The following is a 23,718-nucleotide window of genomic DNA, read 5'->3' as shown; positions in this document are numbered from 1 at the left end:
AGCCGACGAGCGAAGGAACTATGAATGAACAATGATGTGGTGTTGGTAGACGCACACGATGTACCGATCGGCGTGTGTGGCAAACGCGATGCGCACCTGGGAGCGGGACAGCTTCACCGTGCGTTTTCGGTACATTTGATCGACCGGCGCGGGCGTCATCTGCTTCAGCGTCGTGCCCCAGGGAAAATGCTCTGGTCAGGTTTCTGGTCGAATGCGTGCTGCAGCCATCCGGCGCCTGGCGAGACTGTCCTGGATGCCGCGTCTCGGCGCTTGCGCGAAGAGCTGGGCGTCCGGGCTTCCTGTAGGGCGCTATACAGCTTTGAGTACCATGCCCGCTTTGGCTCGATCGGCGCCGAGCACGAACTGTGTCATGTGCTGGTGGCTCGATCGGACGCTGTGGTTTCACCCGTTCCTGACGAAATCAGCGAAATCAGCTGGCTGACCCGTGCCGAAATATCAGCCCGGCTTGCTGAGCCGCACGCGTCATTTACGCCCTGGTTTCGACTGCAGTGGCGTCGCCTTTTACTAGAGCATCCTTCGTTCGATACACCGTTACCTCAGGCATGACCTGCTTGCCGCCGATTGCCGAACCAGGCGCAATCACCTTTAACCCGTACGCCTGGCACGCGCATCTGCGATGATCAGGCTTCGCAACCTGGCTCACCCAAGGAAATCCGCAATGGACGATGTACAGCAACTGGGCGAGATGCTTCGTCATTACGCCGAGAGCGAAGCGCAGAAAAAACAGCAATTCGAGCTGCAGTCGGCGCGTTGGGCGCAGAAGCTTGGCGAGTTGTTCGAGCAGATCGAACAGTGGCTGGAACCGGTCAAACGCGCCGGTTTGCTGGAGGTGCGTCGGGAAGCCTATGTCGCTAGCAGTCCGAGCGTGCCAGTGGAGGCATCGACCTTCAAGACCGAGAAGTTGAATGTGCTCATCACGGGTAAAAGCGTGGAGTTCGTGCCGGACGTGATGGGCGCGGACGGGTTTATTTCTATTGCGGTAATGGGCCTGACCGCCGCCCGCCACGGCAGCGTGTCGCTGGTGCTGCCGGCGGATAAAAATGATTGGCTCTGGAAGAAGACCAATGGCCTGAAAGACCCGGATACCTTCGGCTTCGACGCCAATTTCCTGGCTGCGCAGTTGCAGAGCCTGATCCCCCGCGAACGCGGCTGAGCAATACTGATCATGAGGGGCGAGGTGGCCGACGACTGCCTGACTGATGCTCCGCGAACTAAATGTGGGAGGGGGCTTGCCCCCGATGGCGGCCTGACAGCCGACCAGGATGCTGGATCAGAGCGAGTACATATTCAGATCAAGAGCAGGATCAAGAGCGGCTCGCTTCGCATCGTGGTTACTTAGGCTGCTACGAAGTTGTGTAGATACCTATGGCCATCGGGGGCAAGCCTTAATGCCAGTCAGTTAAGGCTTTTTGTAGGAACGAGGCGGGCGGCTAGCCCTTGCTCGCGAAGAACTCACAGGCACCGCGTTTATTCAGGAAGCGCGCGTTATCGTTGACGTTTTTCGCGAGCAAGCTCGCTCCTACAGACGGTGGTGTACGCTTAACTGACTGGCATTAGGGCAAGCCCCTCCCACATTAGGTCGCGGGGCGCCATTTAAGAGGCTTCAGCTCCCGAGCCGTCACCGATAACCTGAGCCTTCGCCCCCCCAAGGCTCATGGCCAAAATAAGCAGCCCGTTTTCCCAAGATTGGCTATACCTAGAGCTCAAACTATCGATGGGGAGCTCCAACGATGAAACTCAGGCTAATGGTCAGCGCACTGTGCATCGCCTCGATCGGCATGGCGGGCTGCGCCAGCAAGGTCACGCAACCGGACGAATATTCTGGGTTTCTGTCGGACTACAGCCGACTCAAGGAAGCCAAGTCGCCCTCCGGAGCCGAAGTAATGCGCTGGGTCGATCCCACACTGGACCTGAACCGCTACAGCGCGGTGTACATCGAACCCACGCAGTTCTATCCCAAGCCTCAAGCCACCCCCCGGATTCCAGACAGCACCCTGCGCGGCATCAACAACTATTACAACCAGGCCCTCAAGCGTGAACTGGCCCGTTCAATGCCGTTGGCAAATGGCCCAGGCCCCGGGGTAATCGTCGTGCGCGCAGCGATTACGGCCGTCAGCAGTAAAACCGAAGGTCTCAAGCCTTACGAGTTCATTCCGGTTGCGTTTGTCGCGGCGGCGGTGAGTACCGGCACGGGGATCCGCGACCAGGAAACCACCTTGGGCACCGAGGCGCAGTTCCTTGATGGCGCCAACGGAAAAGTGATTGCCCAGGTGGTGCGCAAAGGCACAGGGGAGCCCTTGGCAAACGACACTCAGGTGATGAAGGCCGGTGATGTGAAAAGTGTCATCGATGGATGGGCATCCGACCTGCATCAGTCTTTTCTGAAGCTCAAACAGCAATGACGCATAAACGCGCGACGGGAGGCCACTGTGAGTCAACTCCCGCCGCGCGTGGTGTTACTTGAGCGGCGTCAACGGCGGCAACGTCCATTGACTGATTTCAGGCTTGGGCAGGTAAATACGCAGCACCGCGAAGAACGGCCCGGTGGGGGCGGGCAGCCAGTTGCTCTGTTCGGCCTTCGGTGGCTCATGATGCTGCAGCGCCAGGGTCAGGCCGCCGTCAGCGTCCCGCTTCAGCTCAGGCAGCATGCGTGAGTTGATCAGGTAACGTTTCTTGTGGTTGGGCACCAGCAACTTGGTCTTGGCGTCGTACATGGTCAGCGACCAGAACGCATCGGCGGGCGGCAGCTGGTCCTTGGCAAAGTGCACGGTATAGCTGCGGCGTGCGCCGTTGGCCGGCTTGCCTTCGCTGTCATCGAAGTAGGTGAAGTAAACAGCTTCGTCGGTAGAGTTGCCGAAGATGCCCAGGTTGGCGCCGGCGTAACGGTACAGGTAATTGTTTTTCAGGCGGTCACGGCTGCCGAACAACTCGCCGCTGGAGACTTGGTGAGTGTCGATCTTGTCTTTCTTGAAAGCGGCGAACTCGGCCTTGCCGTCGGCAATCCCATCCTCCAGCGCTTTACGCTGTTCGGCGGTCAGCTGGTTCAGCTTGAAGGGCGCGCCGGGGGCGATGCCGATGGTGGCAAAACGCGCCAGCAGGTCTTTCTCACTGTCCTGCGGCGCCGCAAAGGCCAGCATGAAGTTCAAGTAGCGGAACAACTGCGGGCTGTCGCTCATGTTCGCCATTGGCTTGGGCCACTCGATCTTCGGCACTTTGGCCGGGGCCGCTTGTTTCACGTAGCTGCTCAGCGGCTGCACTTTGTAGCCGCTCTGGATTTGCTTGACCTTGCTCACGTCTTTTTCATCGAACAGCTGGGTGCGATACAGCGCGTAGGCGATATTGCTTTCGCTGTAGACCACGCGATCGATGTCGACTGGCTGCTGACCCTTCCAGTCGGGCCCCGCGATCATGTAGTGACCGCCGTTGTTGCCGGTGCTGCGCGTGCCCAGGTAGGCAATGTTGTGGGTATAGAGGTCGATCAACTGCACCGAGTAGTAACGGTTGTCTTCAACCTTGGGCAGGGTCAGTACCAAGGGTTCCTTGCGCAGATCCATCCAGACGAAGGAGTAGGGCGTGTCCGAGTTCGGGGTCACGAACGCGGTGTCCTTGGGGGTGAAAACCTGCGCGGTATTACCGATGTGATTGAACGCGGCCTTGTAGTTGACACCGCCTTTATCAACGGCCTGGGTATAGAGCGTCTTGTACATCTGCACCACAGGATAGCCGTACAAATAGGCTTCCTTGGCAATGGCCCGTGCTTCGGTCGGCGTCGCCGTGAAGTCGGCCCAGGCGCTGGTGCTCAGGAGTATCGAGAGGCTCGCCAACACCAGGCGCGCGGGTTGTCCAATCATGTTGTTGCGTCCTTCCAGAGTTCGTTTGACTGACGGGGAAATTAAGGCGATGAGTTTCCTGTTTTATTTCCCGGACGTCACGTTAAAACCTGCAAAAGAACAAGGGATCATGTGGGCAACATCGATTTGACTTTATCGCGCAGTTGATCGATCGAGAATGGCTTGCCAATCACCTGCATACCGGCTGGCACGTCGATGTTTTCGGCATAGCCGCTGGCGAACAGGATGGGCAGGGTGGGGCGCAGTTCGCGCACCTTGGCTGCCAGCTCCTTACCGTTCATATCCGGCAGGCCAACGTCGGTCATCATCAGGTCGATGACCGTGTCTTTGCCTTCGACAACCTTCAGCGCCTCTTCGGCATCGGCGGCCTCGAGTACCGTGAACTCCAACTCCTCAAGCACATCGACGATCAGCATGCGCACGATAGCGTCATCTTCGACAACAAGGATGGTGGAGATATACATAATAAGGCGTTCCCAAAAAAGACAAGGTTTTTACCAGCGGCCGTTCTGACCGGCCTGTTACTTGAGTAAGCGCAGGCTATCGACAAGTTCCGTCGGGCGGTAAAAACGATAGAAAAGACCAGGCAGAATAGCCTGTTCTATCGTAGGAATCTTTACCAAATCATTCCAGAAAAATGGTCTTGATCGTCACTTTGGGGCAAACTTCCGGTTTTTCCGCACTTGGCCAAGGCATGCCCATGACTCCCGCGTCGTCAGTTGATGAAAAGAGCTTCCGTAAACTCCTGAGCCGCAACGTGGCCCTGCCATTGGGCGTGGGTGTGCTCAGTGCGGTGTTTTTCGTTTTCCTGATCACTTACTTGCTGTCGGTGATCCAGTGGGTGGAGCACACCGACCGGGTCATCAACAACCTCAATGAGTCGTCCAAACTGACGGTCGACCTGGAAACCGGCATGCGCGGCTTCCTGATTACCGGTGACGAGCATTTCCTCGACCCTTACGAGGTGGCCAAGCCGCGAATCATCGCCGACCTGCGCAATCTGCAGCAATTGGTGGCCGACAACCCGCAGCAGGTCGACCGCCTCAAGCGCCTTGAAGCGTTGCAGGCAGAGTGGAACAACTACGCGCAGTCGATGATTGAATTGCAGCGCGACAGCGGCGACTTCCGCGGTGCGGTGAAGGCGGGCCGGGGCAAGCGCCTGACCGATGAAATTCGCAAGGAATATGACGACGCGGTGGCGATGGAGCAGCAGTTCCGTATCACCCGCAATGAAGAGGTCACCCGCACCACGGTGCTCAGCGTCACCCTGTACCTGGTGTTCGTACTCGGGCTCAGTGGGTTTCTGGCGTATATCGGCAGAAGAAACTTGCTCGAACTTTCAAACAGTTACAGCGCAAGCCTCGCGTCACAAAAGAAGATCGCCAAGCGCCTGGAGCAGCAAGCCTGGCTGCGCAACGGCCAAACTGAACTGGCCGAACAGGTGCTCGGCCAGCTGACCCTGAACCTGTTGGGCCGCAATATCCTGCAGTTCTTTGCCCAATACATGGGCTCGGCCGTTGGAGCGTTGTATGTGCGCGAGGAACACGGCGGGCTCAAACGCGTGGCCACCTACGGCTTCTCCCGCGAACAGGCGCAGCTGGAACAAGCGATCTACAGCGACGAAGGCATTGTGGGGCAGGCCGCCCAGCTCGATCGCCTGATCCGCCTGGACGACGTGCCGGTGGACTACTTCAAGGTCAGCTCGGGGCTGGGCGAGGGCGCGGCCCGCAACGTACTGGTAGTGCCGACCAGCGATGACGACCGCGTCAACGGCGTGATCGAGCTGGGCTTCCTGCGCCCGCTGGAAGAACGCGATGTCGAATTGCTGGAGCTGATCGCGGGCAATATCGGTACGTCCATCGAAGCCGCGCGTTATCGCCAGCGTCTGCAGGAAGTACTCGCTGAAACCCAGCAGCTCAACGAAGAGCTGCAAGTGCAGCAGGAAGAACTCAAAACCGCCAACGAGGAGCTGGAAGAACAGTCACGCATCCTCAAGGAGTCCCAGGCGCACCTGGAAACCCAGCAAGCGGAGCTTGAGCAGACCAACGAACAACTGGCCGAACAGACCCAGACCCTGGCTGACCAGCGCGATGCCATGGACCGCAAGAACATCGAACTCAACCGGGTGCAGCTGGAACTCGAAGACCGCGCCGATGAGCTGCAGCGCTCCAGCAAGTACAAGTCCGAGTTCCTCGCCAACATGTCCCACGAGCTGCGCACGCCGCTGAACAGTTCGTTGATCCTGGCCAAGTTGCTGGCCGAGAACCCCCAGGAAAACCTCAGTGCCGAACAGGTCAAGTTTGCCGAGTCGATCTATTCGGCCGGCAATGACCTGCTCAACCTGATCAACGATATCCTGGATATTTCCAAGGTAGAAGCCGGCAAGCTGGAAGTGCGCCCGGAAAATTCCAGCGTCGAGCGCCTGGTGGATGGCCTGCGCGGCATGTTCGAGCCGCTGGCCAAGGATCGCCATCTGGGCTTCCAGATCGACCTGCAGGAAGGCGCACCGGCCTTGCTGTTCACCGATCGCCAACGCCTGGAGCAGATCCTCAAGAACCTGCTGTCCAACGCCATCAAGTTCACCGAGCAGGGCGACGTCAGCCTGACGGTGTCCCGTGCGCCGGGCGAGGGCATTGCCTTTACGGTGCGCGACTCGGGAATCGGTATCGCCCAGGATCAGCAGGAAAGCATCTTCGAAGCCTTCCGCCAGGCCGATGGCACCACCAATCGCCGTTACGGCGGTACCGGCCTGGGCCTGTCCATTTCCCGTGACCTGGCTAACTTGCTGGGCGGCTACATCAGCGTGGCCAGCGAGCCGGGCAAGGGCAGCATTTTCACGCTGGTATTGCCGGAACAGTATGTTGAACGCGCCGAAGACGCCGCGCCGATCGAGGCCCCGCGCCAGGCCGTAGCGGTACCGGCCCCCGCGCCCGTAAAGGTTGCGACGTTGCCGGTAGCCGATGCCGAGCCGATCCCGCGCTTTGCCGACGACCGTGACAAAGGGCCATTCACCACCCGCTGTATCCTGGTGGTGGAAGATGAGCCGAACTTTGCGCGTATCCTCTTCGACCTGGCCCATGAGCTGGGCTACAACTGCCTGGTCGCCCACGGTGCTGACGAAGGCTACAGCCTGGCCGAGGAGTTCATCCCCGACGCGATCCTGCTCGACATGCGCCTGCCGGACCATTCCGGGCTGACGGTGCTGCAGCGTCTCAAGGCGCACGCCAATACCCGGCACATTCCGGTGCATGTGATTTCCGTGGAAGACCGCGTCGAAGCCGCCATGCACATGGGCGCCATTGGTTACGCGGTGAAGCCCACCACCCGTGAAGAGCTCAAGGACGTGTTCGCGCGCCTGGAAGCCAAGCTGACGCAAAAGGTCAAACGCGTGCTGCTGGTCGAGGATGACGACCTGCAGCGCGACAGCATTGCCCGCCTGATCGGCGACGATGACATTGAAATCACCGATGTCGGCTACGCCCAGGCGGCACTGGACCTGCTGCGCACCAATGTCTACGACTGCATGATCATCGACCTCAAGCTGCCGGACATGCTCGGCAACGAGTTGCTCAAGCGCATGGCCACCGAGGATATCTGCTCGTTTCCGCCGGTGATCGTCTACACCGGGCGCAACCTGACCCGCGACGAAGAGGCCGAACTGCGCAAGTATTCGCGCTCGATCATCATCAAGGGCGCCCGTTCTCCGGAGCGCCTGCTCGATGAAGTCACACTCTTTCTGCACAAAGTCGAATCCCAGTTGTCCCATGACCGCCAGAAGATGCTCAAGACCGCGCGCAGCCGCGACAAGGTGTTCGAAGGGCGCAAGATCCTGCTGGTGGACGACGACGTGCGCAATATCTTTGCCCTGACCAGCGCCCTGGAGCACAAAGGCGCCGTGGTGGTGATCGGGCGCAACGGCCGCGAAGCGATCGACAAGCTCAATGAGGTCGAGGATATCGATCTGGTACTGATGGACGTGATGATGCCGGAGATGGACGGTTACGAAGCCACCGCCCTGATCCGCCAGGACCCGCGCTGGAAGAAGCTGCCGATCATCGCCGTGACGGCCAAGGCCATGAAGGACGACCAGGAGCGTTGCCTGGCGGCAGGCTCCAACGATTACCTGGCCAAACCGATTGATCTGGACCGGCTGTTCTCGTTGATTCGCGTATGGCTACCAAAGATGGAACGCATTTAAGTGGAGCGAAGTTTTTTGGACAAAAGCAGCGACATTGAGCTGCGCCTGTTGATCGAGGCGATTTACCTCAAGTACAGCTACGACTTTCGCGACTACTCCGGTGCGTCGGTCAAACGGCGGGTGGCCCACGCCTTGCGCCAGTTCGACTGTGCGACCATTTCCGCGCTGCAGGAGCGGGTGCTGCACGACCCGGCCGCGTTCATGCAGTTGCTGCAGTTCCTGACGATCCCCGTGAGCGAGATGTTTCGCGACCCCTCGCACTTTCTCGCGATTCGCCGGGAAGTGGTGCCGCTGCTCAAGACCTACCCGTCGATCAAGATCTGGATCGCCGGCTGCAGCACGGGCGAGGAGGTGTACTCCATGGCGATCCTGCTGCGCGAAGAAGGCTTGCTCGAGCGCACCATCATCTACGCCACCGACATCAACCCGGCATCGCTGGACAAAGCCAAGCAAGGCATCTTCTCCCTGGAGAACGTGCGCGCCTACACGGCCAATTATCAGCAGGCCGGCGGCCAACGCTCATTTGCCGACTACTACACCGCAGCTTACGATAACGCGATCTTCGACAAGACGCTGCGCGAGAACGTCACGTTCGCCGACCATAGCCTGGCGACCGACAGCGTATTCTCAGAAACTCAATTAATTTCATGCCGCAACGTGTTGATTTATTTCAATAAAAAGTTGCAAGACAGAGCGTTTGGGTTGTTTCATGAGTCGCTGTGCCATCGCGGCTTCCTGGTACTGGGCAGCAAGGAAACCCTGGATTTTTCCGCCTACAGCAAGCAATTCGAACCCTTGGTCAAACAGGAACGGATCTACCGCAAATTATGAGCGACGCTGCAATCCCCCCGATTATCGGGCTTGAAGCCATCGTCGTCGGCGCCTCCGCCGGCGGCGTGGAGGCGTTGCTGAGTATTTTTGGCCGGCTGCCGAATACGTTCGGCCTGCCGATCGTTGCCGTGCTGCACCTGCCGGATGAACGTCGCAGCCAGTTGGCGGAGGTCTTTGCGCGGCGCTTGCGCATTCCGGTCAAGGAGGCGCGGGACAAGGAGTCGATCGAGGCGGGCACCTTGTATTTCGCCGGCCCCGGCTATCATTTGTCGGTGGAACTCGACCGCAGCCTGTCCCTGAGCCAGGAGGACCGCGTGCACCATTCCCGGCCCGCCATCGATTTTCTCTTCGCCTCGGCCGCCGATGCCTACGGGCGAGGCCTGCTGGCGATCCTGCTGACCGGCGCCAACCAGGACGGCGCGCGCGGCCTGGCCCACGTCAAGCAATCGGGCGGTATCACTGTTGTACAAGACCCCGCTGAAGCCCGGATTGCCGTGATGCCCCTGGCGGCCCTGGCGTTGCACACACCCGACCATATTCTTTCCTTGAGCCAGATTGGCTCATTGCTGGCTTCCCTGGAACCTTCCCCATGTTAAGTACTGTCCAGGCCAAACTGCTGATCGTCGACGATCTGCCGGAAAACCTGCTGGCCCTCGAAGCGCTGATCAAGCGCGAAGACCGCCAGGTATTCAAGGCATTGAGTGCCGACGAGGCGTTGTCCCTGTTGCTGGAACATGAATTCGCCATGGCGATCCTCGACGTGCAGATGCCTGGCATGAACGGTTTCGAACTGGCCGAACTGATGCGCGGCACCGAAAAGACCAAGAACATCCCGATCGTGTTCGTCAGCGCCGCCGGCCGCGAACTCAATTACGCCTTCAAGGGTTATGAAAGCGGTGCGGTGGACTTCCTGCACAAGCCGCTGGATATCCACGCGGTGAAGAGCAAGGTCAATGTATTCGTTGACCTGTATCGGCAGAGCAAGGCGATGAAGCTGCAGGTCGAAGCCCTGGAGCGCAGCCGCCGTGAGCAGGAGCTGCTGCTCACGCGCCTGCAGGCCACCCAGGCGGAGCTGGAGCAGGCCGTGCGCATGCGCGATGACTTCATGTCGATCGTCGCCCACGAAGTGCGCACGCCGCTCAACGGGCTGATCCTGGAAACCCAATTGCGCAAGATGCACCTGGCCCGCGACAACGCCGCAGCGTTCACCCTGGACAAGATGCACGCAATGGTCGACCGCGATGAGCGCCAGATCAAAAGCCTGATCCGCCTGATCGAGGACATGCTCGACGTGTCGCGCATCCGCACCGGCAAACTGTCCATACGCCCGGCGCGCTTTGATCTGGCGCAACTGGTGCGCAACCTGGTGCATAACTTCGAGCCCCAGGTCGCGGCCGCCGAATCGTCGATGCAGCTGGTCGCCGACGAGCCGGTGGAAGGCCATTGGGATGAGTTCCGCATCGAGCAGGTGGTCACCAACCTGCTGACCAATGCCCTGCGCTACGGCGCCAAGAGCCCGGTGGAAGTGCGGGTTTACAGCGAACACGGCGAAGCGCGCGTGGAAGTCCGCGACCACGGCATTGGTATCAGTGAAGAGAACCAGAAGCGCATTTTTCAGCAGTTCGAGCGGGTTTCCGTCAACCATGCGGCGGCCGGCCTGGGCCTGGGGCTGTTCATTTCCGAACAGATCGTCGCGGCCCACGGCGGGACCATCGAGGTCGAAAGCCAGATAGGCGAGGGCGCGCTGTTCCGGGTGTGCCTGCCGCTCCAGGCGACGGCATGAAATCAATCGTCACCTGGACGCAACCTCTACGTGACCCCATGGTCGTAACACCAGCAACTGACCGAACAAAGGCTTCCCATGAGTGAAGATGCGCAAGATGTCGTACTGATCGTCGAAGACGACGAATCCATTATGTTTGTGCTGGGTGAATACCTGGCGGGCCTGGGTTATCGGGTGTTGAAGGCGGTCAATGGAAAAGAGGCCTTCGAAATCCTCGCGACCAAACCGCACCTGGACCTGATGGTCACGGACTACCGCCTGCCCGGCGGCATTTCCGGCGTGCAGATCGCCGAACCGGCGCTCAAGGTGCGCCCGGAGTTGAAAGTGATCTTTATCAGCGGTTATCCGCAGGAAATTCTCGACTGCGACAGCCCGATCACGCGCAACGCGCCGATCCTGGCCAAGCCGTTTGACCTGGATACGCTGCACGAGCATATCCAGCGCCTGTTGGCCTGACGCCCTCCAGGGCTGCCGTGCAGCCCTAGTCCCTGATCATCTCGCGCACCTTCTCGGTCAGCAGGTCGAACGTGAACGGCTTGGTAATCAGCTGCATGCCGGGGTCCAGAAACCCGCCACGCACCGCCGCATGTTCGGCATAACCGGTGATGAACAGCACTTTGAGGTCAGGGCGGATTTGTCGACCGATTTCCGCCAATTGCCGGCCGTTCATGCCAGGCAGGCCAACGTCGCTGATCAACAGGTCGATACGCTGATCGGATTCGATAATCGGTACCGCCGTGCTGGCGTCACCGGCTTCGACAAAGGCGTATCCCAACTCTTTGAGCACCGCGCTCACCAGCACCCGCACCGCCGGGTCATCTTCGACGATCAGGACGGTCTCTCCGTCATTGGCGAACGGCAACAAGGCCGGATTCACCGCGGCATCCTCAACCATTTCCCCGACAAAGCGCGGCAGGAACAAACTGACGGTGGTGCCCTTGTCCACTTCGCTGTGCAGCGTGACGTGCCCCCGGGATTGACGGGCAAACCCATAGATCATCGACAGCCCCAGGCCCGTGCCCTGGCCGATCGGCTTGGTGGTGAAGAAGGGGTCGAACACTCGGCCCATGACACTCTCTGGAATGCCGCAGCCGGTGTCACTGACACTCAACTCGACGTAGTCACCAGGGCTCAAGGTGCCATAGGCGGCCGTGAATACACTGTCGAGGTGACGGTTGGTGGTTTCCACGGTGAGGCTGCCGCCGCCGGGCATCGCGTCACGCGCGTTGATCACCAGGTTGAGCAGGGCGCTTTCCAATTGATTCGGGTCGGCTTCGGCCGTCCACAGGGTGTCGCTCAGGCGCATTTGCAGGCAGATACTTTCATTGATACTGCGTTCCAGCAGTTCACCCATGGAGGTCACCAGCTTATTGATCTCCACCGGTTTCGGGTCCAGCGACTGCCTGCGCGAAAACGCCAGCAGGCGATGGGTGAGGCCAGCGGCGCGGTTGGCCGAGGTGACGCCCAGGTCGATCAAACTGTCCAGATCGTCCAGCTTGCCCCGCGCCACACGCCGGCGCAGCAGTTCCAGGCTGCCGATGATGCCGGTCAGCATGTTGTTGAAGTCATGGGCGATACCACCGGTCAACTGGCCGACGGCTTCCATTTTCTGCGACTGGCGCAGGGCTTCTTCATTGCTGCGCAATTGCGCGGTACGTTCTTCCACTTGCTGTTCGAGGGTTTCCAGGGTGCGTTGCAGGCGCAGTTCACTGGCGCTCAGGTCGACCAAGCGGTCCCGGGCTTCGTATTGCCGGCGCCGCCCACGCAGGGCGGTACTGACCAGGCTGATCAGGGTCACGGGGTGGAAGGGGCGCTCAAGGAAAGTGACATTTCCCAGTAGCCCGCTCAGGTGCGACGAGCCATTTTGCTCGCTGCCGCCGTGATGGGTCATCAGCACAATGGGCAGGTCCGACCAGGCCGGCTGCTGGTGCAGGTACTCCAGCAGCGGCTCCATGTCCACGCCGCGCAAGGCTTCGGCGGCAATGATCAGCACGCCGGCACCCTCGTGCAGTGCTTCGCACAAGTCGGCCAGGCTGCCGGCAACCAAGCCATGGTAGCCGGCCTCTTTGAGCATCATCAGCGCCAACGAGCTGTCGCGGCCCACAGGCGCAAGAATAATGGCCCGTTCAAAGACTGAGGAAAGGGGCGTCACACTTACTCTTCCTTGAGCAGAGGCGAGCCGGCGCCCATGTAGATCGGAATGCCGCGCAGCACACCCTGGAAATTATCCAGGGGTTCGCCAACGGTCATGCCGCGACCGCTGATGCGGTACTCGCGAATCGTCGACTCATGGCTACCGGTGCGTTTCTTGATCACCGAAATGGCCCGACGAACCTTGCCCAATGCCTCGAAGTAACGCAGCAGGATCACGGTATCGGCCAAGTAGGTGATATCTACGGGCGTCTGCATATCGCCGACCAGGCCATGCTGGGCCACGGTCATGAACGTTGCGGCACCGCGTCGGTTCAGGTACAGCAGCAGTTCGTGCATGTGCAGGATCAGCGCGTTCTCTTCCGGCATGGCCGCCTGGTAGCCGTTGATACTGTCGATGACCACGGTTTTGATGCCGCCTTCGTCCACGCAACGCCGTACTCGGTGGGAGAATTCCCCAGGAGACAGCTCGGCCGCGTCGACCTGTTCGATCAACAGGTTGCCGGTGGCCTGCATCGCAGCCAGATCAATACCCATGTTATGCATGCGCTCGAACAGCAAACCCATCTCTTCGTCAAAGATAAACAGCGCGGCCTTTTCGCCACGCTGTACGGCGGCGGCGGCGAAGACCATTGAAATCAGCGATTTGCCGGTGCCGGCCGGGCCCAGGATCAGGCTGCTGGAACCTGTTTCGACGCCGCCGCCCATCAGTGCATCGAGTTCGGGGATGCCGCTGCTCATGGTCTGGCGTGTGTAACCGCCGCGATGTTCGGCGGCGACAAGGCGAGGGAATACGTGTACACCGTCGCCCATGATGGTGAAATCGTGAAAGCCGCCACGGTATTTCTGGCCGCGATATTTCACTACCCGCACCCGGCGGCGTTCGGCGCCGTAGCTGGGTGTCAGTTCTTCCAGGCGAATCACGCCATGGGCCACACTGTGGACGGTTTTGTCGAGGGATTCGGTGGTCAGGTCATCGAGCAGCAGCACCGTGGCGTCATACCGCACAAAGTAGTGCTTGATCGCCAGGATCTGCCGGCGATAGCGCAGGGAGCTCTGCGCCAACAGGCGGATCTCCGACAGGCTGTCGACCACTACGCGGGTCGGCTTGACCCGTTCCACCACCTCGAAAATCTGCCGCGTGGCTTCGCCCAGCTCAAGGTCCGAGGAGTACAGCAGGCTCTGCTGATGCTCGGCGTTGAGCAGGCTTTCCGGCGGGGTCAATTCGAAGATATGGATGTTGTCGTCCAGGTCCCAACCATGGGACTTGGCGCCTTGGCGCAGCTCATGTTCGGTTTCGGACAAGGTGATATACAGCGATTTTTCGCCGTCTTTCGCTCCCGCCTGCAGAAAGTGCAGCGCGACGGTGGTTTTACCCGTGCCCGGCTCGCCTTCCAGCAGGAACAAGTGGCTGCGCGATAGCCCCCCGGAAAGAATGTCATCAAGACCTTCGATACCAGTGGCTGCCTTTTCACTTAAAAGCGAATTAGATGTAGACAAGAAGTGCCCTCAGGTCACGTACAAGTTGGGTGCGCGCCGCTGTGGCGCGCCATATTCACTTGACCGTGTCGACCTGTGGCGGTTCAACGTTTTGGATTATTTGTGCGAAGCGCAGCCACTTTTGCACCTTTATTTGCGCGCGATCACAGGCCTTGCTGCAGCGCAGGGTCATCCGGGTTCTGTTGCTCAAGCTGTGCCAGCAGCACCTGGACATTCTGCAACTGGCCGCTCTCTTTCCAATAATTGACCAGCAACACCCGCGCTTTTCGATTGGCCGGGTGGCGCTGCACGATGTCTTCCAACTGGCGCTGGGCGGCTTCGAGTTCGTCCTGGTCGTGCAGCGTGGTAGCCAGGTCGTAGCGGTAGTCCTGATTGTCCGGTTCAAGCTCCACCGCCTTGGACAGGCCGAGCAAGGCATAGGGGCGCTCGCCATGGTGCAGCAGCCACATGCCCAGGGCGTGTTGCAGGTAAGCCGATTCCGGGTGCGCCGCCAATTGCTGCGCGAGCAGCTGGCGCGATTCGTCGGTTTTGCCCTGTTTATCCAGCAGCTCGATCTGCGCCACCACCGCTTGCAGGTTGTCCGGTTGCAGGCGCATGGCCTGCTGCAGGGCGTTTTGCGCCTCCGGCAGCAGGGCGCTGTGGATATACAGGCGCGCCAATTGAATCCAGCCTTCGGCGGTCTCGGGTTGGGCCTTGAGGGTATTGGCGAATTCGTCGAGCACTTGCTGCAGCGGGCCGAAGTACAGGCCCAGGGTGTCCGGCGACAGGCCGAGCAGGGCGTTGGCGGCGGCAAAGCGCACCCGCTGCTCGGGGTCATCCAGCACCGGGCCGAGCAGCAAGGTGCGCTGGCCGGAAGGCACCAGGCCGACAATGCTGTGGATCGCGGCTTCACGCACCAGGGGCGACTCATCGGCCAGGTCTTTGTCTGCCAGCTTCAACGCCTGGGGGCTGGGGTAGTTGGGCAATTCGGCATGCAGCGCGGCGCGCCGCTCAGGTGAAAGGTCCGGCCGCCCCAGCTGTTGATACAACACCCGCGCCGCGCCCGGCTCACCGTTGCGCGCCTGCTTCAAGGCTTTGGCATAACCATGGGCAATCGCCGGAGGCACGGCCACCGGTGTTGCGCGGGAGAAGAACCAGGTGATCAACAAAATCGACAACAGGGCGCACAGGCCGACGATGGCGTAACGGCGTGACTTTGACATGCAGGTGTCCGAAGGCAGGGTACGGGTACAAAGTCTCAAGCTTCGGCCAGTGCAGGGCGAGTGTCAAACCCGATTGGCCAAACCGGTCAGCCATGTTGAAGGCTTTGACCATTGCTCGTAGCGCCGCTGCAGAGCGACTATTTGAGGGCGATTGACCGCCTGGAAAGTGTCCTTAAAACAAAAATACACAAGGAACTGAAGCGATGCGTGATTACCTGGCCGCCACCACCGAGTTCGATTACCAGCACACCGTCGACGCCGCCCTGGCCGGCAACCTGCAGGCGCTCAACGCCTGTGTGGAATGCTGTGACCGTCACGCATTGCCTGGGCGTATTGCGCTGTTCTGGGAGGGCAAGGACGGGCGCAGCGCCACGGTCACCTTCAGCGAGCTGCAGGACCAGGCCTCACGCTTCGCCAATTTCCTGCTGGCCCAGGGCGTCAAGCGCGGCGACAAGGTCGCCGGCTTGTTGCCGCGCACGGCCGAACTGCTGGTGGTGGTGTTCGCCACCTGGCGCATCGGCGCGGTCTATCAACCGTTGTTTACCGCATTCGGGCCCAAGGCGATCGAGCATCGCCTGAACAGTTCCGGCGCCGCGCTGGTCGTCACCGATGCCGTGAACCGGCCCAAGCTCACCGACGTGGACGGCTGCCCCACCATCGTGACGGTCAGCGGGGCCAAGGGCGAAGGCCTGGTACGCGGCGATTTCAGCTTCTGGGCCGAACTGCCCAATCACTCGAACGTCTGCGAGCCCGTGCTGCTGGGGGGCGACGAGCCCTTCCTGCTGATGTTCACCTCGGGCACCACCGGCCCGTCCAAAGCCCTGTCGGTGCCGCTCAAGGCGATTGTCGCGTTCCAGAGCTACACCCGCGACGCGGTGGACCTGCGCCCAGAAGACGCGTTCTGGAACGTAGCCGATCCGGGTTGGGCCTATGGCATCTACTTCGGCGTGACCGGGCCGCTGTCCCTGGGGCATCCGATCACCTTCTACGATGGCCCCTTCAGCGTGGAAAGCACCTGCCGGATCATCAACAAATACGGCATTACCAACCTCACCGGTTCGCCCACCGCGTATCGACTGTTGATTGCCGGCGGCGAGCCGTTCGCCCGTTCGATCAAGGGCAAGCTGCGCATCGTCAGCAGCGCCGGCGAGCCCCTGAACCCCGAGGTGATCCGCTGGTTCGCCGACAACCTCGGCGTGACCATCCACGATCACTACGGGCAGACCGAATTGGGCATGGTGCTGTGCAATCACCATGGCCTGGCGCACCCGGTACACGTCGGCTCGGCCGGGTTCGCCTCGCCTGGGCATCGCATCGTGGTACTGGATGACAATCACCAGGAACTGCCCGCGGGCCAACCCGGCATTCTCGCCATCGACCGTGAGCAATCGCCGATGTGCTGGTTCGCCGGGTATGAAGGCGTCAACACCAAAGCCTTTGTCGGCAAGTACTACCTCAGTGGCGACACCGTGGAGCTCAACCCGGACGGCAGCATCAGTTTTGTCGGGCGCAGTGATGACGTGATTACCACCTCAGGCTACCGCGTGGGGCCGTTCGACGTGGAAAGCGCCCTGGTCGAACACCCGGCCGTGGTCGAGGCCGCCGTGGTCGGCAAGCCCTGCCCGGAGCGCACCGAACTGGTGAAAGCCTTCGTGGTGATCAATGAGCAGTACCGCGCGACTCCGGAACTCGCTGAAGAATTGCGCCTGCATGTGCGCCAGCGCCTGGCGGCCCATGCGTACCCGCGAGAAATCGAATTCGTCAGCGACTTGCCCAAGACCCCCAGCGGCAAGCTGCAACGCTTTATTTTGCGTAATCAGGAAATCGCCAAGGCCCAGGCGGCCGTGGCGTGACCCTTTAAAAGGAAAACCATGATGCAGATTGAAAACAAGGTATTTGTGGTCAGCGGCGGCGCTTCGGGCCTCGGTGCGGCTACTGCCGACATGCTGGTTGCAGCGGGTGCCAAGGTCATGCTGGTAGACCTCAACGCCGATGCCGTCGCCGCCAAGGCCCGGCAGCTTGGCGATAACGCCCGCAGCGCCGTGGCAGATATCAGCCAGGAAGCCGCTGCCGAAGCCGCCGTGCACGCCGCCGTTGCCGCCTTTGGCGGGTTGCATGGTTTGATCAACTGCGCCGGTGTGGTGCGCGGTGAGAAAATCCTCGGCAAAAACGGCCCGCACGCCCTGGCCAGCTTCGCCCAGGTGATCAACGTCAACCTGATCGGCAGCTTCAACCTGCTGCGCCTGGCTGCTGCGGCGATCGCTGAAACACCCGCGGATGCCGATGGCGAGCGCGGTGTGATCATCAATACCGCTTCGGTGGCGGCGTTCGACGGGCAGATCGGTCAAGCCGCGTATGCCGCCTCCAAGGGCGCGATTGCCAGCCTCACCTTGCCGGCCGCACGGGAATTGGCCCGTTTCGGTATCCGGGTGATGACCATCGCTCCCGGCATTTTCGAAACCCCAATGATGGCCGGCATGACCCCGCAAGTCCGCGATTCCCTCGCCGCCGGCGTGCCGTTCCCGCCGCGCCTGGGCAAACCCGCCGAATATGCGGCCCTGGTGCGGCATATCATTGAAAACAGCATGCTCAATGGCGAGGTGATCCGTCTTGACGGTGCCTTGCGTATGGCTGCCAAGTAAGGAGCTCTCTTCATGAACGATCCTATCGTTATCGTCAGCGCCGTGCGCACGCCCATGGGCGGGTTCCAGGGTGACCTCAAGGGCCTGACCGCACCGCAATTGGGCGCCGCCGCGATTCGTGCGGCCGTGGAGCGCGCGGGTATCGCCAGCGACGCCGTCGATGAGGTGTTGTTTGGCTGCGTGCTGCCCGCCGGCCTCGGCCAGGCGCCGGCACGCCAGGCAGCGCTGGGTGCCGGGCTGGACAAAGCCACCCGCTGCACCACCCTCAACAAGATGTGCGGTTCCGGCATGCAGGCGACGATTCTGGCCCACGACGCTTTGCGCGCCGGCAGCGTCGACGTGGTGATTGCCGGCGGCATGGAGAGCATGTCCAATGCACCGTACCTGCTCGACCGCGCCCGCAGCGGCTATCGCATGGGCCACGGCAAGGTGCTCGATCACATGTTCCTCGACGGCCTGGAAGACGCCTACGACAAGGGGCGCCTGATGGGCACCTTTGCCGAAGACTGCGCCGAGCATAACGGTTTTACCCGACAAGCCCAGGACGCCTTTGCGATTGCCTCGCTGACGCGTGCGCAGGAAGCCATCACCCACGGCAGTTTTGCCGCCGAAATAGTCCCGGTCCAGGTCACCGTCGGCAAAGAGCAAAAAACCATCCTGCACGACGAACAGCCGCCCAAGGCCAAGCTGGACAAGATCGCCAGCCTCAAACCGGCGTTCCGCGAAGGCGGCACGGTGACCGCAGCTAATTCCAGCTCGATCTCCGACGGGGCAGCGGCGCTGCTGTTGATGCGTGAGTCCGATGCACGGCAACGCGGCCTCAAGCCGTTGGCGGTGATTCATGGGCATGCGGCGTTCGCCGATGAGCCGGGGCTGTTTCCGGTGGCGCCTGTCGGCGCGATCCGTAAGTTGATGAGCAAAACCGGCTGGAACGTGGCGGATGTCGACCTGTTCGAGATCAACGAAGCGTTCGCAGTGGTCAGCCTGGTGACCATGAGCAAACTGGAGATTCCCCACAGCAAGGTCAACGTGCACGGCGGCGCCTGCGCCCTGGGCCACCCGATCGGCGCCTCGGGCGCGCGCATCCTGGTGACCTTGCTCTCGGCCCTGCGCCAGAAAGGCCTCAAACGCGGGGTCGCCGCCATCTGCATCGGCGGTGGTGAAGCCACGGCCATGGCCGTTGAATGCCTGTATTAAGGACTGACCATGCTGCCTAATGACGAACAACTGCAAATCAGCGACGCGGCCCGGCAGTTTGCCCAGGAGCGTCTGAAACCGTTCGCCGCCGAATGGGACCGCGAGCATCGCTTTCCCAGGGAGGCCATCGGTGAAATGGCCGAACTGGGCTTTTTCGGCATGCTGGTACCGGAACAATGGGGCGGCTGCGACACGGGTTACCTGGCCTACGCCATGGCCCTGGAAGAAATCGCCGCCGGCGACGGGGCCTGCTCGACCATCATGAGCGTGCACAACTCGGTGGGTTGCGTGCCGATCCTCAAATTTGGCAATGACCAGCAGAAAGACCAGTTCCTCAAACCCTTGGCCAGCGGGGCGATGCTTGGCGCCTTTGCATTGACCGAACCCCAGGCCGGTTCCGACGCCAGCAGCCTTAAAACCCGCGCACGTCTTGACGGTGATCATTACGTGCTCAACGGCTGCAAACAATTCATCACTTCCGGGCAAAACGCCGGCGTGGTGATTGTGTTTGCGGTCACTGACCCGGCGGCGGGCAAGCGCGGCATCACTGCGTTTATCGTTCCCACCGACTCGCCGGGCTATACCGTGGCGCGGGTCGAGGACAAGCTGGGGCAACATGCATCGGATACCTGTCAGATCCTGTTTGAAGACGTGAAGGTGCCGGTCGCCAACCGCCTAGGCGAGGAGGGCGAGGGCTACAGGATCGCCCTGGCCAACCTCGAAGGCGGGCGCGTGGGCATTGCCGCGCAATCGGTGGGCATGGCCCGCGCCGCCTTTGAAGCGGCCCGCGACTACGCCCGCGAGCGTGAGACCTTCGGCAAGGCGCTGATCGAACACCAGGCCGTGGCCTTTCGCCTGGCCGACATGGCCACGCAAATTGCCGTCGCCCGGCAGATGGTCCATTACGCGGCAGCCCTGCGTGACAGCGGCAAACCGGCCTTGGTCGAGGCGTCGATGGCCAAGCTGTTCGCCTCGGAAATGGCCGAGAAAGTCTGTTCGGCCGCCTTGCAAACCCTGGGCGGTTACGGTTACCTGAGCGACTTCCCGTTGGAGCGGATCTACCGCGATGTGCGGGTCTGCCAGATTTACGAAGGCACCAGCGATATCCAGCGCATGGTCATCTCACGCAATCTTTAAGGAGCCGATACATGAGTTATGAAACCATTTTGCTCGAAGTCCAAGGCCGCGTCGGGCTGATTACCCTTAACCGCCCGCAGGCACTGAACGCCTTGAACGCCCAACTGGTCAGCGAGTTGAACCAGGCGCTGGATGGCCTGGAAGCCAATCCGGAAATCGGCTGCATCGTGCTGACCGGCTCGAAGAAAGCCTTCGCCGCCGGCGCCGACATCAAGGAAATGGCTGAGCTGACCTACCCACAGATCTACCTGGACGACCTGTTCAGCGACAGCGACCGCGTGGCCAACCGCCGCAAGCCGATCATAGCCGCCGTGAACGGCTTCGCCCTCGGTGGTGGCTGCGAGCTGGCGCTGATGTGCGACTTTATCCTGGCCGGTGACAGCGCCAAGTTTGGTCAGCCGGAGATCAACCTGGGCGTGCTGCCGGGCATGGGCGGTACTCAGCGGCTTACCCGTGCGGTGGGCAAGGCCAAGGCCATGGAAATGTGCCTGACCGGGCGCTTTATCGACGCGGTAGAAGCCGAACGTTGCGGCATCGTTGCGCGAATCGTGCCTGCTGACGAGCTGCTGGACGAAGCCTTGAAAGTGGCCACCCTGATCGCGGGCAAATCGGTGCCGATCAGCATGATGGTCAAGGAAAGCGTGAACCGCGCGTTTGAAGTGAGCCTGTCCGAAGGCGTGCGTTTTGAGCGCCGCGTGTTTCATGCGGCGTTCGCGACCCAGGATCAGAAGGAAGGGATGGCAGCGTTCGTGGCCAAGCGCGCACCGGAGTTCAAAGACAAGTAGCTGTGGAGAGTCAAGATCGTTCCCACGCTCCGCGTGGGAACTCAGCCCGTGACGCTCTGCGTCACCCGTGGCCATCGTTAGCGGGACGCGGAGCGTCCCAGGTGGCATTCCCACGCAGAGCGTGGGAACGATCAATCAGTTACTTATGGTGTGTCAGTCAGAGCTGATAATTCTTCAACTCCCTGGCAATCACCATCCGCTGAATCTCGCTGGTGCCCTCATAAATCTGTGTGATCCGTGCATCCCGGTAGTAACGCTCCACCGGATAGTCTTCCAGATACCCATACCCGCCGTGAATCTGCATCGCCTTCGAGCAGACTTTTTCGGCCATTTCCGAGGCGAACAGCTTGGCCTGGGACGCTTCCGACAGGCATGGCTTACCGGCGCTGCGCAGGCGTGCGGCGTGCAGGATCAGCAGGCGCGCTGCGTTCAGTTGGGTTTGCATGTCGGCCAGCAGGTTGGCCACGCTCTGGTGTTCAATGATTGCCTTGTCGAACTGCACCCGATCACGGGCATAGGTCAGCGCCGCTTCAAAGGCGGCACGTGCGATGCCCAGGGCCTGGGCGGCGATGCCGATACGGCCGCCCTCCAGGTTGGACAGGGCGATGGCCAGGCCTTTGCCGCGCTCGCCCAGCAGGTTGGCTTCGGGCACCGTGCATTGGTTGAAGGTGACGGCGCAGGTGTCCGACGCGCGAATGCCCATCTTGTGTTCGGTGCGGTCGACCACGAAGCCCGGCGTATCCGTGGGGACCAGGAACGCCGAAAGGCCTTTCTTGCCCAGCTCCGGGTCGGTCACGGCAAACACAATGGCCAACTTCGCGCGCTTGCCATTGCTGACAAACTGCTTGGCGCCGTTGATCACCCACTGGCCGTCGCGCAGTTCGGCGCGGGTGCGCAGGTTATGGGCTTCAGAACCGGCCTGGGGCTCGGTCAGGCAGAAGCAACCGATGGCCTGGCCGCTGGCGAGCGCGGCCAGCCAAGTGTGTTTCTGCGCCTCTGTGCCGTAGTTGAGGAGTGGGCCGCAACCCACTGAATTATGGATACTCATCAGTGCGCCCGTGGCGCCATCCCCGGCGGAAATTTCCTCCACGGCAAGGGCATAGGCGACGTAATCCACGTAGGTGCCGCCCCATTCTTCCGGCACCACCATGCCGAGCAGGCCCAGCTCGCCCATCTTGGCCACCAGCGCGTCGTCGATCCAGCCGGCCTTTTCCCAGGCCTGGGCATGGGGTGCGATTTCGCCACGGGCAAAGTCACGCGCCATGTCGCGGATCATCACTTGTTCTTCAGTGTATTCAAGATCTTGCATGGCTTATTTCTCAATCTGCGTGAAGTCGCGAAAGAAGCTGTCGACATGGTCGGCGTCCAGCCCTTGCAGGGTGGGCGGGTTCCACTGCGGGTTCTTGTCTTTATCGATGATCAACGCGCGAACCCCTTCGATCAGATCGCCGCGTGCGAACCACTGGCGGTCCAGATGCAGCTCCAGGGCAAAGCACTGTTCCAGCGGCAGGTGGCGCCCACGGCGCAGCATCTGCAGGGTGACGGCCATGGCCAGGGGCGAGCGGGTCTGCATCAGGGCGACGGTGGTCAGCGCCCAGTGGTGGCTGTCGGCGACGGTGACTTGCTGTAGCTGCTCGACCATGCTCGGCAGGTCCGGCAGGCCGAAGAAATGGTCAATGGCCGGGCGCAAGGCCGCCAGCGGCGCATCCGGCAGTTGTTGTACGGCCAGCCCGGCGAGCACGCCTTGCAGGTCCTTGAGGGGCGAGTCGCGCCATTGCAGGCTGTCGAGCGCGTGCCCAAGCTCCGTCAGTTTGGCGCTGTCGAGGTACCAATCGGCCAGGCCGCAGTACAGCGCGTCCGCCGCGCGGATCTGCACCCCGGTGACGCCGAGGTAAATCCCCAGCTCGCCTGGAATACGCGGCAGGAAGTAGCTGCCACCCACATCCGGAAAATAGCCGATGGCCACTTCCGGCATCGCCAGGCGGCTGCGCTCGGTCACGACGCGCAGGTCGGCGCCCTGTACCAGGCCCATGCCACCGCCGAGCACGAAGCCGTCCATCAAGGCCAGCACGGGTTTGGGGTAATGGTGGATGGCCAGGTCAAGCGCGTATTCCTCGACGAAGAAGTCTTCATGCAGGGTGTCGCCACGCTTGAAACTGTCGTACAGGGAACGGATATCGCCGCCGGCACAGAAGGCCTTGTCGCCGGCACCGCGCAGCACCACGGCGTAGACAAGCGAATCATCGGCCCAGGCCTGCAGCTGCGTCGTCAACAGACGCACCATGTCCAGGGTAATGGCATTCAAGCCGGCGGGGCGGTTGAGGGTGAGGTAACCGATATGGTTACGCACCTCACTCAGTACTGCTTCCTGCTGAATATCGGTGTGGCGTGCTTCGGAGGACACCTGAGCAGTCATCACT

At 61.2% G+C, this 23,718-nt stretch carries 20 protein-coding genes; 13 read left to right on the top strand and 7 right to left on the bottom strand.

Features of this window, described 5'->3' with window-relative positions; all coding sequences use genetic code 11:
- Positions 1-24: 24 nt before the first annotated feature.
- The 3 genes from idi to C4J85_RS14205 all read left to right on the top strand — a co-directional run bounded on the left by idi (position 25) and on the right by C4J85_RS14205 (position 2,423).
- Positions 25-567, top strand: a complete 543-nt coding sequence (gene idi, locus C4J85_RS14215; protein ID WP_124409975.1) for an isopentenyl-diphosphate Delta-isomerase — start codon at positions 25-27, stop codon at positions 565-567.
- Positions 568-679: 112 nt separating this feature from the next.
- Positions 680-1,174, top strand: a complete 495-nt coding sequence (locus tag C4J85_RS14210) for a hypothetical protein (RefSeq protein WP_124370780.1) — start codon at positions 680-682, stop codon at positions 1,172-1,174.
- 577 nt (positions 1,175-1,751) lie between these two features.
- The gene (locus C4J85_RS14205) at positions 1,752-2,423 is read left to right on the top strand and encodes a DUF3313 domain-containing protein (RefSeq protein WP_124409974.1); all 672 of its coding nucleotides are present in this window, start codon (positions 1,752-1,754) and stop codon (positions 2,421-2,423) included.
- Between the two features lie 54 nt (positions 2,424-2,477).
- On the opposite strand, the gene C4J85_RS14200 is transcribed toward C4J85_RS14205, so the two are convergent.
- Entirely contained in the window at positions 2,478-3,872 is a 1,395-nt protein-coding gene (locus tag C4J85_RS14200) for a DUF1254 domain-containing protein (protein WP_124409973.1), read from the bottom strand.
- A 107-nt stretch (positions 3,873-3,979) separates the two neighbouring features.
- Entirely contained in the window at positions 3,980-4,336 is a 357-nt protein-coding gene (locus C4J85_RS14195; RefSeq protein WP_124409972.1) for a response regulator, read from the bottom strand.
- 236 nt (positions 4,337-4,572) lie between these two features.
- Between C4J85_RS14195 and C4J85_RS14190 the strand changes: the two genes are divergently transcribed.
- From C4J85_RS14190 to C4J85_RS14170, 5 genes are all read left to right on the top strand, one after another.
- Entirely contained in the window at positions 4,573-8,070 is a 3,498-nt protein-coding gene (locus C4J85_RS14190; protein WP_124409971.1) for a response regulator, read from the top strand.
- Positions 8,071-8,901: a protein-glutamate O-methyltransferase CheR gene (locus C4J85_RS14185; protein WP_372237478.1), complete on the top strand. Its 831-nt coding sequence runs from the start codon at positions 8,071-8,073 to the stop codon at positions 8,899-8,901.
- The gene (locus tag C4J85_RS14180) at positions 8,898-9,497 is read left to right on the top strand and encodes a chemotaxis protein CheB (RefSeq protein WP_124409970.1); all 600 of its coding nucleotides are present in this window, start codon (positions 8,898-8,900) and stop codon (positions 9,495-9,497) included. The genes C4J85_RS14185 and C4J85_RS14180 overlap by 4 nt, the downstream gene beginning before the upstream one ends.
- Positions 9,491-10,684, top strand: a complete 1,194-nt coding sequence (locus C4J85_RS14175; protein ID WP_124409969.1) for a hybrid sensor histidine kinase/response regulator — start codon at positions 9,491-9,493, stop codon at positions 10,682-10,684. The genes C4J85_RS14180 and C4J85_RS14175 overlap by 7 nt, the downstream gene beginning before the upstream one ends.
- Positions 10,685-10,762: 78 nt before the next feature.
- Positions 10,763-11,140, top strand: a complete 378-nt coding sequence (locus C4J85_RS14170; protein ID WP_124367112.1) for a response regulator — start codon at positions 10,763-10,765, stop codon at positions 11,138-11,140.
- A 25-nt stretch (positions 11,141-11,165) separates the two neighbouring features.
- Here C4J85_RS14170 and C4J85_RS14165 read toward each other — a convergent pair whose 3' ends face one another.
- The 3 genes from C4J85_RS14165 to C4J85_RS14155 all read right to left on the bottom strand — a co-directional run bounded on the left by C4J85_RS14165 (position 11,166) and on the right by C4J85_RS14155 (position 15,537).
- A complete protein-coding gene (locus tag C4J85_RS14165) occupies positions 11,166-12,836 on the bottom strand; it encodes an ATP-binding protein (protein ID WP_124409968.1) in 1,671 nt (556 codons plus the stop codon).
- 2 nt (positions 12,837-12,838) lie between these two features.
- Entirely contained in the window at positions 12,839-14,335 is a 1,497-nt protein-coding gene (locus C4J85_RS14160; RefSeq protein WP_124404230.1) for an ATPase domain-containing protein, read from the bottom strand.
- A 143-nt stretch (positions 14,336-14,478) separates the two neighbouring features.
- On the bottom strand, positions 14,479-15,537 hold the full coding sequence (locus tag C4J85_RS14155; RefSeq protein WP_124409967.1) for a HEAT repeat domain-containing protein: 1,059 nt from the start codon (positions 15,535-15,537) through the stop codon (positions 14,479-14,481).
- A 203-nt stretch (positions 15,538-15,740) separates the two neighbouring features.
- On the opposite strand from C4J85_RS14155, the gene C4J85_RS14150 reads away from it, so the two are divergent.
- The 5 genes from C4J85_RS14150 to C4J85_RS14130 are packed head-to-tail and all read left to right on the top strand — an operon-like array spanning position 15,741 to position 21,298.
- Entirely contained in the window at positions 15,741-17,390 is a 1,650-nt protein-coding gene (locus C4J85_RS14150; RefSeq protein ID WP_124409966.1) for an AMP-binding protein, read from the top strand.
- 21 nt (positions 17,391-17,411) lie between these two features.
- Entirely contained in the window at positions 17,412-18,179 is a 768-nt protein-coding gene (locus tag C4J85_RS14145) for an SDR family NAD(P)-dependent oxidoreductase (RefSeq protein ID WP_124411190.1), read from the top strand.
- Between the two features lie 12 nt (positions 18,180-18,191).
- The gene (locus C4J85_RS14140; RefSeq protein WP_124409965.1) at positions 18,192-19,376 is read left to right on the top strand and encodes an acetyl-CoA C-acyltransferase; all 1,185 of its coding nucleotides are present in this window, start codon (positions 18,192-18,194) and stop codon (positions 19,374-19,376) included.
- Between the two features lie 9 nt (positions 19,377-19,385).
- On the top strand, positions 19,386-20,513 hold the full coding sequence (locus C4J85_RS14135) for an acyl-CoA dehydrogenase (RefSeq protein ID WP_124367105.1): 1,128 nt from the start codon (positions 19,386-19,388) through the stop codon (positions 20,511-20,513).
- Between the two features lie 11 nt (positions 20,514-20,524).
- Positions 20,525-21,298: an enoyl-CoA hydratase gene (locus C4J85_RS14130; protein WP_092243611.1), complete on the top strand. Its 774-nt coding sequence runs from the start codon at positions 20,525-20,527 to the stop codon at positions 21,296-21,298.
- Positions 21,299-21,455: 157 nt separating this feature from the next.
- Here C4J85_RS14130 and C4J85_RS14125 read toward each other — a convergent pair whose 3' ends face one another.
- Together C4J85_RS14125 and C4J85_RS14120 are read right to left on the bottom strand one after the other, a co-directional pair.
- The gene (locus C4J85_RS14125) at positions 21,456-22,607 is read right to left on the bottom strand and encodes an acyl-CoA dehydrogenase family protein (RefSeq protein ID WP_124409964.1); all 1,152 of its coding nucleotides are present in this window, start codon (positions 22,605-22,607) and stop codon (positions 21,456-21,458) included.
- Between the two features lie 3 nt (positions 22,608-22,610).
- Positions 22,611-23,714, bottom strand: a complete 1,104-nt coding sequence (locus tag C4J85_RS14120) for an enoyl-CoA hydratase/isomerase family protein (RefSeq protein ID WP_124409963.1) — start codon at positions 23,712-23,714, stop codon at positions 22,611-22,613.
- Between the last annotated feature and the right edge of the window lie 4 nt (positions 23,715-23,718).

This window comes from Pseudomonas sp. R4-34-07 (assembly GCF_003852375.1).
GTDB lineage: Bacteria > Pseudomonadota > Gammaproteobacteria > Pseudomonadales > Pseudomonadaceae > Aquipseudomonas.
Note: the sequence above shows the minus strand (reverse complement) of the source record. Positions and strands in the feature narration are given on the sequence as shown.

Bases quoted from the DNA above. Each gene is read 5' to 3' on its own strand.
- C4J85_RS14125 (WP_124409964.1), bottom strand. From the start codon at position 22,607: ATGCAAGATCTTGAATACACTGAAGAACAAGTGATGATCCGCGACATG.
- C4J85_RS14180 (WP_124409970.1), top strand. From the start codon at position 8,898: ATGAGCGACGCTGCAATCCCCCCGATTATCGGGCTTGAAGCCATCGTC.
- idi (WP_124409975.1), top strand. From the start codon at position 25: ATGAACAATGATGTGGTGTTGGTAGACGCACACGATGTACCGATCGGC.
- C4J85_RS14120 (WP_124409963.1), bottom strand. From the start codon at position 23,714: ATGACTGCTCAGGTGTCCTCCGAAGCACGCCACACCGATATTCAGCAG.
- C4J85_RS14145 (WP_124411190.1), top strand. From the start codon at position 17,412: ATGCAGATTGAAAACAAGGTATTTGTGGTCAGCGGCGGCGCTTCGGGC.
- C4J85_RS14175 (WP_124409969.1), top strand. From the start codon at position 9,491: ATGTTAAGTACTGTCCAGGCCAAACTGCTGATCGTCGACGATCTGCCG.
- C4J85_RS14200 (WP_124409973.1), bottom strand. From the start codon at position 3,872: ATGATTGGACAACCCGCGCGCCTGGTGTTGGCGAGCCTCTCGATACTC.
- C4J85_RS14210 (WP_124370780.1), top strand. From the start codon at position 680: ATGGACGATGTACAGCAACTGGGCGAGATGCTTCGTCATTACGCCGAG.
- C4J85_RS14205 (WP_124409974.1), top strand. From the start codon at position 1,752: ATGAAACTCAGGCTAATGGTCAGCGCACTGTGCATCGCCTCGATCGGC.
- C4J85_RS14140 (WP_124409965.1), top strand. From the start codon at position 18,192: ATGAACGATCCTATCGTTATCGTCAGCGCCGTGCGCACGCCCATGGGC.
- C4J85_RS14130 (WP_092243611.1), top strand. From the start codon at position 20,525: ATGAGTTATGAAACCATTTTGCTCGAAGTCCAAGGCCGCGTCGGGCTG.
- C4J85_RS14190 (WP_124409971.1), top strand. From the start codon at position 4,573: ATGACTCCCGCGTCGTCAGTTGATGAAAAGAGCTTCCGTAAACTCCTG.
- C4J85_RS14155 (WP_124409967.1), bottom strand. From the start codon at position 15,537: ATGTCAAAGTCACGCCGTTACGCCATCGTCGGCCTGTGCGCCCTGTTG.
- C4J85_RS14135 (WP_124367105.1), top strand. From the start codon at position 19,386: ATGCTGCCTAATGACGAACAACTGCAAATCAGCGACGCGGCCCGGCAG.
- C4J85_RS14195 (WP_124409972.1), bottom strand. From the start codon at position 4,336: ATGTATATCTCCACCATCCTTGTTGTCGAAGATGACGCTATCGTGCGC.
- C4J85_RS14170 (WP_124367112.1), top strand. From the start codon at position 10,763: ATGAGTGAAGATGCGCAAGATGTCGTACTGATCGTCGAAGACGACGAA.
- C4J85_RS14150 (WP_124409966.1), top strand. From the start codon at position 15,741: ATGCGTGATTACCTGGCCGCCACCACCGAGTTCGATTACCAGCACACC.